The sequence below is a fragment of the Geomicrobium halophilum genome, assembly GCF_014207655.1.
In the GTDB taxonomy this organism is placed as follows: domain Bacteria; phylum Bacillota; class Bacilli; order Bacillales; family Marinococcaceae; genus Geomicrobium; species Geomicrobium halophilum.
In genome coordinates this window covers 1,159,326-1,171,618 of record NZ_JACHHJ010000001.1, presented here as the reverse complement: position 1 = coordinate 1,171,618, position 12,293 = coordinate 1,159,326, and the positions used below count along the sequence as shown (strand labels likewise).

Below are 12,293 nucleotides of genomic sequence, written 5' to 3'. Positions count from 1 at the left end.
TTTCCTATAGACCATCCATCCCTAACGGATACTCGGAATCTCTGTATCGTCGTCCTCAATAACAAAGACCTCAATGTCATCGATATGGATACGGATGGAGCGTTCCTCAAGTTCGGCAATGTGTGCCGTTTCCACATCAATAACCACATAATCACTGTCCACCTCTATAATGTCACCAATAATTAGAAAAGGGAATTGTGGAATAAGTATTAAGGCACGTTCCCCCTCTGCATTGGCGAATGCTTCAGTTACGACAGCCTGGCGAATATCATTAATGGGTGTTTCAGATAATTGCGATCGATCATGTTTCTCCATGTCATTCAACTCCTTAAGGAAACATTACACAAGAGGTATTCTTGTATCACAGGAGAACGGCACAAATGTTGTTATTTTTTCCAGTGGAATCATTAAAGGGGTCGGGAACTGGTAAAAGGGAGCATTGCTCATTTTGATAATGGCTGGATCTATGGTTAGATACCCATTGGTGACTTCGACCACTTTACCACAGAAAATCGGCCGAAAGGTTTGCCCTAAAATATTCAGTTGATCTGCAGATGTTGTGATTAAAATTTCCCTTCCGAAAACCTCATCAAATAATTCATTCCCACGTACTATATCGTCATTTAAGGACGGAGGATTATTTTTTTTCACGTTATCTTCACCTCTTTCGTTTGGAAGCTTACAGAATACAAACCGGTTGGGTTGACGAAATTTGGTGAGGATGGCTTTACACCATAACTTTTCCACACAATATGTATGTATTTGAAACTTGAGTTATGCAACCCCTATATAAACTTATTAACATTCGCGTATCTTTATAATTTTTATAGATAATTTCCGTAATGGGCACGTTTTTTAAGTAGGGCGGCATGTCTCCGTGGAAGGTATGAAGCACTTTTGAAAAAATTCTGTTAAATATATCAGGGGATCGGGTGGGGTTTCCTTAATAATAAATCTAAGAGGCTATCTGTTTTTCATGTTCTTAACAAAAAGTTTAGTTATGATTCATACACAGATACTGATGCGGATAAATTTCATAGGTGAAGACATGTGAGGATTTTTATGAAAAGCTAATTGTGAACCATAAACCATTGTGACAAATGCATATCTTCGTTCACTCTAATGATCAGAGGCTTTTTTTAATCAGTCTTTACAATCAAACAAAGTTAATCGTATGAGATCTTCCGGGTTAGAACTCTCCCAGACACTACTCTAAATAAATCAATCCAACATGGCTTTGGCTTATATAAGTTTTTTCGGCAAAAAGAGCTACATATAAAAATCTCTGAAAAAATATAATGGTTTAAAGCGGACTGACAGAGGAGAATGTTTCATGTCTTTCTCTCTTCATGAACAAGAGTGGGAACATATAAAACGTGCGGGAAATCCAGGAGATTGGAATGTTTATGCATTAGTATCCGAGGCCATGTACAGAGGGGGAGAAGCACTCATTCAGAGTCGTCTGAAAAACAAGCAGTATTTACCACATAACCTTGAGGAGGTCATTGATGAAGGGATGAAAGTACTATCTCAAGATATAATTCAATTAAAGCCGGCAAATCAAATTGCTAAAGATATCCGCGCCGTAGTAGTCGGGAAAAAAGGGTATGCGTTGATTCGTGTTGGTGACGGAGAATTGCTCGCCATGGCCCATGATATTTTCATTTCATCAGAAGAAATTAGAAACGATCCGAAGCTAAACTACGCCATGAACATGGGTGGATTCAACTATCCGGATCATGAACGAAGACAACAGTTGACGGAAAATATGTTAAAAGCTGACTTGGTGGGAATTCCTGAGTCACGCTTTCCCACTTACCAGCGTTTGTTCAACAAATTAGCGGATTTTCACGGGTGGCCCTTGAAAGAATTGAACCTGGCAACATCGCTTATCAACTATGAATTAAATGATGAAACCTTTTTATTTCACGAATTACTCTCCACACAGAAAGTATTGCTCGTTGGGAACAAATCGAGAGAAGGGAAGTCCTTTTTTGAAAATCTTGGCTATGATTCGATAGTAGGAACCGTAACGGTTGATAAAATTCGTTCCGTTGAGCAGACACTTTCAGAAATCAGAAAACACGAATTTGACATTGCATTTATTTCAGCAGGGATTGCCGCAAACTTGATAGCCGTAGAATTAGCACAAGAAGGAAAAATAGCCATTGACTTCGGCCATCTTATGGATTGGTTAAGTAATGGGATAACCAACTTCAATCAAAGACCTTAACAATGGGGAACAGTTTACAGCAAAATAAACTATCAGAAAAATCTTCTCTATTATCAAAACTAAACCTCATCTTCCGCCAGTCTCATCATAAAGGACTCTAGCTTGGCAATGATCTTGTCGTAGCTGAAATGAAGAGCTGTTTTCTTTCCTTCTGCAGCTAAACGATTCCTTTTTTCGGGAGAGTCAAGAAGATCGCAAACCGCAGCGGTCATTCCCGGTATATCTTGCGGTTCAACAAGAAGACAGTTTTGCCCATGTTTGGCATACTCTTCAACACCTCCACACCTTGTTGCAATGACAGCAACGCCTGAAGCCATCGCTTCCAAAGGAGGCATACCGAATCCTTCATACATGGAAGTAAATAAATGGATATCGGACATACGGTACCAGCTGTCCAGTTCATGCTGGTTCGGATTAATGACAAATTGAATAGGAAAAGTAACTTCACGAATTTGCGGATAATATTGGCACACCCAATTCACCTGGAAACGGTAACCCTTATGCCATGCACGTGACATGGTTTCAAGGGCTGAATCAAAACCTTTAAATCTTAGGGCCGGGTTGCCGACAAGCAAGATCACATTACCTTCAGCGGAAGTTTCCACTCCGTGATTAAAAAACAAATCGGAATCTACTCCGTTTGTAAGCACAGCCGTACTTTTCGAAAAGCGAGCCTTAATTACATCAGAAACAAAGGCAGAAACACTGACAATAGGAATGGAACTTTGATAAGCACGCTTCATTTCTTCTCTGATTGGAAACACGTCTGGAAGATTCGGAATGTCCCCGAACAGCGATTCATGTCCTTGTTCCCAATAAAATAGTGGAGGTTTGATGCATTCTAGTTCTGGAATTTGCTGATACCAGCCGGCGACAACAATATCGCAATCTTCCACATAGTCTATATACAATTCTCCTGCTGGAATCGCTATTTCCTGATTCACCGCTAATGCCGCCCAATCAGGCAATACTTTTGATTCGGGATCCCCCCGTAAAAAGGCGTGGATTTCGTGTCCTCTAGCTTTGAGTTTTTCCATTTGCTGTATAAGCATTTTAAGTCCCCCCGTCAATTCCCGATGTGGGAGGACGTACCCGATCTTCAACCTTTTTGTCCGTTCGGGGAAATCAAGAATCTCTGGCTTTGTGGTTTTTATTTGAGTGGATGGGGGATATACCTTAATTAGATGCGCGCCGTTCTCTCCGATGGGGACAAATTTATATTGAAAATCAAAAGATCGGAAGTCAGGAATGCTCCATCTGCTTTTGTGATGTTCCAGTTTATTGCCCATATATTCTTGTTGTGGTGCCGGATCCAACGGTGTTGAGATGAGTAGGGATTTGTTGGTATGCTGCAACAGTTTCTTAATCAATGAAAGGCCTGCTTCCTTCTCGAAATGTTCTAATACATCAATCAATAGAACGGTGTCATAAACCGGAAGTTTATGAAGAAGGTCATCAATACTTTCGTAATAAACATGATTATAGGCATAATCATGAAGCGGGTTTCGATAACGTTCGAAACCTTCTATTCCATCTATTTTGACGGACCAGCTATTTTTTTCATATCGCTCATAAGGAATATCAAAGACCTCTCTAAGTAAAACACCGTATTTTCCGAACCCAATTCCCATATCCAAAATCGATTGCGGTTGGTCAACCAGTATTTGATCAATTATTTCCGGAATAACTTGATACCAGCTCGTAGGCATTATTTCTCCTCCAAATCCTTCACTTTTTCTTTTCCCACAGTATGGTGTTCAAATAATCTTCGTTGTGCAGAATAGCAGGGTTTTGCGGATCGTATGCTTTGGCTTTATCGTTGTGTTCTTTGGCCAATCGATATTTCCCCAATCGATCGTAACAAACGCATAATTGAACGTGAGGCACCCAGGTGTAACAGCTGTTATTGATAAAGCCGCTTTTATCTTGAATGTTCTTATGATCTAGTTTTGTCGCTAAATCGTACCAAAAAACAGCCTGTTCTATTTCTCCATGTGTCAGGTGAATTAATCCTAATCGACAGCAGTTTTCTGCCCGTGGGGTGTCATAGCTAAAAGACTTTAACACGAACTCGACAGCTTTGTTTTTTTCTTGTAATTCCAGATGAGCGTCAGCAACTTTGCCACAGGCTGAAATACAATCCTCACTCCAGCCTTTTTCAGTATCTAAAAATTGATTGTAATATCTTATGGCTTTTTGATATAACCGATGGTCAAAGCACTCATTGGCATAATAAAAAAGATCTCTTGGTGTAAACGTTATTCCTTTAGCGATCTGCTGTTCATAGATGCGGAGATTTCGATCACTATGCTCAGGCTCATGCGGTTTGCCAAGATGGGTAACACTGATCTCGCTTTGGAGAATATTCCCACCTACGGCCAAATATTCATGAACAGCACCATGCCACTGAAAATGGTTGCTTCTTTTTACTAAACGATTTCTGCGAAGGCTGTGTGATACATTTCCTTGATAATCAAATGTCAAGTTATAATGCATAGAAACAGCGTCTACGGAGGGGGCTAAATTGCGCTTAAGGAGATCTAGCAACTCCTGATCTTGAACACGCAATATGTCATCGGCATCAAGCCAAAGAATATAGTCTTGTGTTGCCTGTTTGAAAGCAAAATTTCGTGCGGCTGCAAAGTCATCTATCCACGTGAAGTCAAAAATTCGATTGGTATAGTGAGAAACGATTTCTTTCGTTTGATCAGTTGAGCCGGTATCAATAATGTTAATTTCGTCAACCAAATCTTGTACGGAATCCAAACATCTGCCGATAACATCTTCCTCGTTTTTTAAGATCATACAAAGGCTTATTGTAACCAGATTCATCACTCCTTTATATTTAATGAGTCATTAACAGGTTATTCTCCTAAAAGCTCTTATGTTCCTTGCTATGTTTCATAGAACATGGATACTCCGAGGAAGAGTATCCATGTTCTGTATCATTAACTCAGCATCACTAACCGAAATGACGCATTAACAAAGGGTGCTCCGTCTGCTGTTACTACGAGGGTATCAGCCGTGTTTCCAATATTTCGGACTGTTAATGTGGATCCGCTCGGGATCGTTAAAATAGCTGGGCCTATAATAACTCTCGTTGTATTATTGCCTGAACCGATTTGACCATATCTGGTTGATGCTTGAACCGTCCCGTTTAAAACAATTGCATAGGTACCTGAAACGTTCCCTCCAGAAATAGTAGTAAAGGCGACATCATACAATACCTCGTAGACTCCTCCATTTGTTACTGTAACGGGTGCTGTTCCAGGCGTGTGAGCCACCCCACCAGCAAAAGGACCATTTGTACTGAATACGACATCTCCACCCGCAGCAACCGTTTGTGCTCCTGTATTAAAAGTGTAACCGTAAGCGGTAGAAACAGTTCCCGTTGGCCCCGTAGCCCCAGTAGGACCTGTCGCTCCAGTGGCACCCGTAGCACCCGTGGGACCAGTGGGGCCGGCGATGCCCGTTGCTCCAGTGGCACCCGTAACTCCTGTGGGTCCTGTAGCCCCAGCGATGCCCGTTGCTCCAGTGGCACCCGTAACTCCTGTGGGTCCAGTGGGGCCCTCGATGCCCGTCGCTCCTGTGGCACCCGTAACTCCTGTGGGTCCAGTAGCCCCCGCGATGCCCGTCGCTCCAGTGGCACCCGTGATCCCCGTGGCTCCAGTGGGACCGGCGGTGCCCGTTGCTCCAGTGGCACCCGTGATTCCCGTGGGACCAGTGGGACCCGCGATGCCCGTTGGCACCCGTAACTCCTGTGGGTCCTGTGGCCCCAGCGCTGCCCGTCGCTCCAGTGGTACCCGTGATTCCCGTGGGACCAGTGGGACCCTCGATGCCCGTCGCTCCAGTGGCACCCGTAACTCCGGTGGGTCCTGTAGCCCCAGCGATGCCTGTCGCTCCAGTGGCCCCCGTGATTCCCGTGGGACCAGTGGGACCCTCGATGCCCGTCGCTCCAGTGGCACCCGTAACTCCTGTGGGCCCTGTAGCCCCAGCGATGCCCGTGGCTCCAGTGGCACCCGTGATTCCCGTGGGACCAGCGCTGCCCGTGGCTCCAGTGGCACCCGTGATTCCTGTGGGCCCAGTAGCCCCCGCGATGCCCGTCGCTCCTGTGGTACCCGTAACTCCTGTGGGCCCAGTAGCCCCAGCGCTGCCCGTCGCTCCAGTGGCACCTGTAACTCCGGTGGGTCCTGTAGCCCCAGAGCTGCCCGTCGCTCCGGTGGTACCCGTAACTCCTGTGGGCCCAGTGGGACCCTCGATGCCCGTCGCTCCTGTGGCACCCGTAACTCCTGTGGGTCCTGTAGCCCCAGCGCTGCCTGTCGCTCCTGTGGCCCCCGTGATTCCCGTGGGCCCAGTGGGACCCTCGATGCCCGTCGCTCCTGTGGCACCCGTAACTCCTGTGGGTCCTGTAGCCCCAGCGCTGCCTGTCGCTCCAGTGGCCCCCGTGATTCCCGTGGGACCAGTGGGACCCTCGATGCCCGTCGCTCCTGTGGTACCCGTAACTCCTGTGGGCCCTGTAGCCCCAGCGCTGCCCGTGGCTCCTGTGGCACCCGTAACTCCTGTGGGTCCTGTGGCCCCAGCGCTGCCCGTCGCTCCGGTGGTACCCGTAACTCCTGTGGGCCCAGTAGCCCCAGCGCTGCCCGTCGCTCCAGTGGCACCCGTAACTCCGGTGGGTCCTGTGGCCCCAGCGCTGCCCGTCGCTCCAGTGGTACCCGTGATTCCCGTGGGCCCAGTAGCCCCAGCGCTGCCCGTCGCTCCGGTGGTACCCGTAACTCCTGTGGGCCCAGTAGCCCCAGCGCTGCCCGTGGCTCCAGTGGCACCCGTAACTCCGGTGGGTCCTGTGGCCCCAGCGCTGCCCGTCGCTCCAGTGGTACCCGTGATTCCCGTGGGACCAGTGGGACCCTCGATGCCCGTCGCTCCAGTGGCACCCGTAAGTCCTGTGGGTCCTGTAGCCCCAGCGCTGCCCGTCGCTCCAGTGGTACCCGTAACTCCTGTGGGCCCTGTAGCACCAGTAGCACCCGTCGCTCCTGTGGATCCCGTAGCACCCGTGGGCCCTGTAGCTCCAGTGGCACCAGTCGCTCCCGTGGGTCCTTTTACCGGTGGAGGACAAATCGGAATCCCTATGATTCCCAATTTGAGTGCCTTGTTTGCCGATATCCTTATTCGCAATGTTAAGGGTTCTTCAAAACTTATAGTTATTCGGAGAAAAAAAAGCCCGTTCTTTTCTTCAATACATATCAATATAACTTAACTCCCTTGAAGCATTCTTGTTTTTCCATTAGTATATTAGCAGTGGAATGAAATTGGCTGGATGGTTGTCTTGGTTGATTTAAATTAAGTTAAGTGATTGCTCATTTAAAGCGTTCATTGATGAAATAAAACAAATGTAAATTCTTTATAGTTGCGAGAGAATATATACTCACACAAGGGGAGAACTTTATGAACACAGGAGGATATGGTTTGAGATAAGGGCGGCATGATGTAATATATGTGCCAATTTTCTGTCGTTTGAAACCTATCGTATTTTGCAAGCCGCACGGACAATATGTTCAGAATGACGCTAGTAGATTTAGTTGTGCTGAGGAAAACAGGGCAGTGATTTTTGGAGCGTCTAAAACATCACGAGAAAGATCACGAAAATGTCACAAAATCATGAAAAAATATCATAAAAAATGATAAGTTGAAATAAAATGGAAGTGTTGATTTATCAGGGATCTAACAGTGTTTATGATACGTTATAAACCCCTGTTATATGTTCTGCGTGCAAGTTCATCCTTGGGAGCGAGAGCAATACATGTCAACGTATTAAAAAGCGGAAACCCTTGAGCTGAAATATGATATGCTCAGGGGTTTTTCTAGTTTCTTTAAGCTTATGACCACAACTGTGGTCTACATGAAAACGAGTTGTTATTGAAAGGTTTTGAAAACAAAAATTATGTTGTATACACTCTTTGGAGTCATAGGATTTTTATAAAGCAGAGGTTTTTATGCGTACGACTAAAGGCCTTTTATTTTTAGCATTTTAGCTCTATTGCTTTCGGGGATTAAAAAACAAGCCTGGCACTCACCTTCGAGGATTCTGTCAATAAACTAACGAACGAGGGAAATATAGCAGAATGGGGTGAGGACGTGTTAGAAATCGGTTTATTTTTAACGTTAGTCGTTTCAATGCCTGGTTTATTGATTTTAGCGATGCTATATACAGCGGGGCGTTACTGCAAGGGGAAAAGGCGTCGACGTAAAAAGTAAGGGTTCTTTTAGCATAAATGGTAGTTCTTTTACGTATAGTTTTATATCAATGGAAATGAGCAAGGAAGGATTTATAAATAACGGGTCAAGCCGATAATGTTTTAATTTATTATAAATATATTATGTAAATTTATAAGCCCCGCCGAATGAAAGGCAGGGTTTGCGTCAACTTAATGGATGGTTCGAAAAACACCGCTTACTTTCCCTAGAATTTTGCAATTACTAATAATAATAGGTTCCATAGTTTGGTTTTCCGGTTGTAAACGGAAGTGATCGCCTTCTTTAAAGAAGCGTTTGACTGTCGCTTCCTGCTCGTCTGTCATGGCTACAACGATATCGCCATTATTTGCAGTCGGTTGTTGCCGAACAATCACTTGGTCGCCATCCAGGATGCCGGCGTCAATCATGCTGTCCCCTTCGATTGTTAGCATGAAAATTTGATCGCTACCGACAAAGTGCTCGGGTAATGGAACGTATTCTTCAATGTTTTCTACTGCTGTTATCGGTTGACCGGCAGTAACTTTACCGATGACGGGGACATAGGAAGCATCAGGTTTATCTGCTTCAGAAATCTCAACGCCTTGTTCATCAAGGTGAAGAACTTCAATAGCCCTTGGTTTCGTAGGGTCACGTCTAATATATCCCTTCTTTTCAAGTCGCGCCAGATGCCCGTGCACCGTTGAACTTGAGGCTAGTCCGACAGCTTCACCGATTTCACGCACAGATGGAGGATATCCCTTTTTTTTCACATTTTTTGTTATATAGGAAAGAATTGTCTCTTGGCGTTCAGAAAGTTTCGCCACTCTTTTCACCTCTCGCTTAAGTTAAGTTCTTGAAAAGATCGTAGCATACAAAACAAATGTTTGCAAACACTAGTTCTAAAAAATCTTGCACGAACAATAGTTCTTATTGTACAGTATATATATCCTTAATACGAATAAATGTTCCGGGAGGTCATTGCATGAGTCAACAAAAATCAAGAAAGCAAAAAAAGCAAAGGTCAGAGGAACGAATTCTAATGGTTTTATTTTCTTTATCCGTAATAATGTTAACAATGGTTGCCCACTATACACTTTAGATGGGTCCTGCAACAGGGAGTCATTAAATGGATGAAAGAACAAAAGGAATATAGAGGAAACGTTAAAAAAACAATTACAACTTGTTTTAAATCGATATTTATCGTGATATAATAAAGTTTTAAGCATTGATCTCATCCAGATACTAGGGTTATAGTTACAATAAGTTAAAACAATGACAAGGAGGAGACTTATTGATATCTGACGAAAAGCTTGATCGAATCAACGAGCTGGCCAAAAGAGAAAAAACCACAGGCTTGACGCCCGATGAAGAGGACGAGCAAAAAAATCTAAGGCAGGAATATTTAAATAACTTTAGAGCTTCTTTTAATCAGCAAATTCAAACTGTGACGGTTATGGATGAAGAGGGGAAAGAAGTAACACCAAAGAAATTGCGGGACGCGAAGAAAAAGCGCCGTTCTCACTAACGCTTTGAGATTCTAGGAGCTGTTCCAAAAGGATATAAGCAGTTGGCTTCATTCCAAAAAAGCGATCCCGTATCACTTTAAAAGTGGTGCGGGGTCGCTTTTTTGGAAGTGATTTTAGGGATTAAAATTCCTTAAATGACTTTGGAGACTGCCCCTTATTTAATAGGGAAGCGTTTTTAAAATCAGTAAAAGACAGATTTCTACAGAGCTTCTTGTTTTACACACTGAAAGCGTTTATCATAAATAAGAGAAACCATTTGTAATAGAGAGAGGATGGGACCAAGTGAGTTCAGACATAGAACAAAAAGCCATTAATACAATACGTACATTATCAATCGATAGTGTCAATCAAGCAAATGCAGGTCACCCAGGTTTACCAATGGGGGCGGCGCCAATGGCATTTGCATTATGGACGAGGCATTTCAAGCATAACCCTAACAAACCAGACTGGTGGGATCGTGATCGGTTTGTATTATCCGCTGGCCATGGTTCGATGCTGTTATACAGTTTATTGCATTTAAGCGGATATGATTTGAGTTTGAACGAATTGAAGAACTTTAGACAATGGGGGAGCAAGACTCCGGGTCATCCAGAGTATGGGCATACAGCGGGTGTTGATGCAACGACTGGACCGTTAGGACAAGGGATTGCCATGTCGACAGGAATGGCGATGGCTGAAGCGCATCTTGCTGCCACATACAATCAAGAAAATTTCAAGCTTTTTAACCATTATACGTACGTGATTTGCAGTGATGGGGATGTGATGGAAGGAGTTGCTTCTGAATCTGCTTCTCTTGCTGGACATCAGAAGCTGGGTCGTTTGATTGTGCTGTATGATTCAAATGATGTCTCCCTAGATGGGGATCTCAACCGTGCATTCTCAGAAGATGTATGCAAGCGTTATGAGGCTTACGGTTGGCATACGATTTATATAGAGGACGGTAATGACGTAGAAGCCATCGATCAGGCGATTCAGGAAGCTAAACATGACCCTAGGCCGAGTTTCATTGAAGTGAAAACGGTGATCGGTTATGGTTCACCGAATCGGTCGGGTACAAATGATGCTCACGGGAAGCCATTAGGTGAAGAGGAAGCTGCACTGGTAAAAGAAGCTTATCAGTGGGAGCATGAACCGTTCCACATTCCAGAAGAAGTTCGTTCCTTTTTTGAAAACAAGAAAAAGGAAGCCATCCGCGATTATGAAGAGTGGGTTGACCTCTATGAAGCTTATCAAAAAGAACATCCTGAAAAAGCTGAAGAGCTCAACCGCGCGTTTGCCCGCGATTGGAAAACAGAAACCTTAGAGGAATTACCGGCTTATAAAGTTGGTGAAGACAATCTTGCTACTCGTAAAGCTTCAGGAGCAGCAATACAGGCGATCTCTAAACAAGTGAATGGCTTATTTGGAGGATCTGCCGACCTAGCATCTTCTAATAATACCTTGATGGATAAATATGAGGACTTTACAAAAGATAACCGCGCAGGTCGGAATGTATGGTTCGGTGTAAGGGAATTTGCAACTGCAACAGCTGTCAATGGGATCGCGTTGCATGGCGGACTTCATGCGTATGGGGCTACCTTCCTCGTGTTTTCGGATTATATGCGCCCGGCTATTCGGCTTTCTGCCTTGATGGGGGTTCCAGTAACGTATGTGTTCACCCACGATAGCATTGCTGTTGGTGAGGACGGCCCAACCCACGAGCCGATCGAACACTTTGCTTCATTGCGAACCATCCCAAATCTGTCAGTAATTCGACCAGCGGATGGAAATGAAACGATCGCAGCTTGGCAACTGTCATTGGAAGCAAACGATCACCCAACCGCACTTGTTTTAACACGTCAAGGGTTACCTACACTTGTAGAAGCTGATGTGGCGTATGAGAAAGTGCGAAAAGGGGCATACGTTTTATCTGATGCAGAAAAGCCGGAGGTCGCGATCGTGGCTACGGGCTCTGAAGTATCACTCGCGATGGACGCGAAAAAGAAGTTATCTGAAGATGGAATTGCTGTCCGAGTGATTAGCATGCCAAGTCATGATCGTTTTGAAAATCAAACGATGGAATATCAACAATCTGTGATTGATCCTGCGATCCCAACGGTTTCACTCGAAGCAGGCACCACTTTCGGATGGGATCGATATACAGGAGTGAATGGCAAGAAAATTGGAATTGATCGTTTCGGTGCATCTGCCCCTGGCGATGTCGTCATGAAAGAGTATGGTTTTCACGATGAAAACGTAGTCGCTGAAGTGAAAGCACTTCTAGGCCGAGAAGAGTAATAAGCATGAAAGGTTGCCCCGTCCACGAA

Annotated in this window: 8 protein-coding genes and 1 pseudogene; 3 read left to right on the top strand and 6 right to left on the bottom strand. The window is 44.6% G+C overall.

The genetic code is table 11. The features are described from left to right. Positions 1–21: 21 nt before the first annotated feature. The gene (locus HNR44_RS05765; protein WP_184403118.1) at positions 22–315 is read right to left on the bottom strand and encodes a hypothetical protein; all 294 of its coding nucleotides are present in this window, start codon (positions 313–315) and stop codon (positions 22–24) included. 24 nt (positions 316–339) lie between these two features. Beyond that, positions 340–651 carry a hypothetical protein gene (locus HNR44_RS05760; RefSeq protein WP_343069379.1) on the bottom strand — a complete coding sequence of 104 codons (312 nt, stop codon included), beginning with the start codon at positions 649–651 and terminating at the stop codon, positions 340–342. A gap of 682 nt (positions 652–1,333) precedes the next feature. Between HNR44_RS05760 and HNR44_RS05755 the strand changes: the two genes are divergently transcribed. Further along, positions 1,334–2,233 carry a GT-D fold domain-containing protein gene (locus tag HNR44_RS05755; protein ID WP_184403117.1) on the top strand — a complete coding sequence of 300 codons (900 nt, stop codon included), beginning with the start codon at positions 1,334–1,336 and terminating at the stop codon, positions 2,231–2,233. A 59-nt stretch (positions 2,234–2,292) separates the two neighbouring features. Here the strand turns inward: HNR44_RS05755 and HNR44_RS05750 are convergent, their stop codons facing one another. The 4 genes and pseudogenes from HNR44_RS05750 to lexA all read right to left on the bottom strand — a co-directional run bounded on the left by HNR44_RS05750 (position 2,293) and on the right by lexA (position 9,285). Further along, positions 2,293–3,942 carry a glycosyltransferase family 4 protein gene (locus HNR44_RS05750; protein ID WP_184403116.1) on the bottom strand — a complete coding sequence of 550 codons (1,650 nt, stop codon included), beginning with the start codon at positions 3,940–3,942 and terminating at the stop codon, positions 2,293–2,295. Positions 3,943–3,961: 19 nt separating this feature from the next. Then, entirely contained in the window at positions 3,962–5,059 is a 1,098-nt protein-coding gene (locus HNR44_RS05745) for a tetratricopeptide repeat-containing glycosyltransferase family 2 protein (RefSeq protein WP_184403583.1), read from the bottom strand. A 122-nt stretch (positions 5,060–5,181) separates the two neighbouring features. Further along, positions 5,182–7,141, bottom strand: a pseudogene (locus HNR44_RS05740) (beta strand repeat-containing protein). A 1,511-nt stretch (positions 7,142–8,652) separates the two neighbouring features. Continuing rightward, positions 8,653–9,285, bottom strand: a complete 633-nt coding sequence (gene lexA / locus HNR44_RS05735; RefSeq protein WP_184403115.1) for a transcriptional repressor LexA — start codon at positions 9,283–9,285, stop codon at positions 8,653–8,655. 467 nt (positions 9,286–9,752) lie between these two features. Here lexA and HNR44_RS05730 point away from each other — a divergent pair, with 467 nt between their 5' ends. Both HNR44_RS05730 and tkt read left to right on the top strand, forming a co-directional pair. Then, the gene (locus HNR44_RS05730; protein ID WP_184403114.1) at positions 9,753–9,986 is read left to right on the top strand and encodes a DUF896 domain-containing protein; all 234 of its coding nucleotides are present in this window, start codon (positions 9,753–9,755) and stop codon (positions 9,984–9,986) included. A 283-nt stretch (positions 9,987–10,269) separates the two neighbouring features. After that, positions 10,270–12,264, top strand: coding sequence for a transketolase (gene tkt, locus HNR44_RS05725; RefSeq protein WP_184403113.1), 1,995 nt, complete (start codon positions 10,270–10,272; stop codon positions 12,262–12,264). Positions 12,265–12,293: the final 29 nt, after the last annotated feature.

Excerpts from the sequence above, each read along its gene's own strand:
- HNR44_RS05755 (WP_184403117.1), top strand. The coding sequence starts at position 1,334 with ATGTCTTTCTCTCTTCATGAACAAGAGTGGGAACATATAAAACGTGCG.
- HNR44_RS05750 (WP_184403116.1), bottom strand. The coding sequence starts at position 3,942 with ATGCCTACGAGCTGGTATCAAGTTATTCCGGAAATAATTGATCAAATA.
- HNR44_RS05765 (WP_184403118.1), bottom strand. The coding sequence starts at position 315 with ATGGAGAAACATGATCGATCGCAATTATCTGAAACACCCATTAATGAT.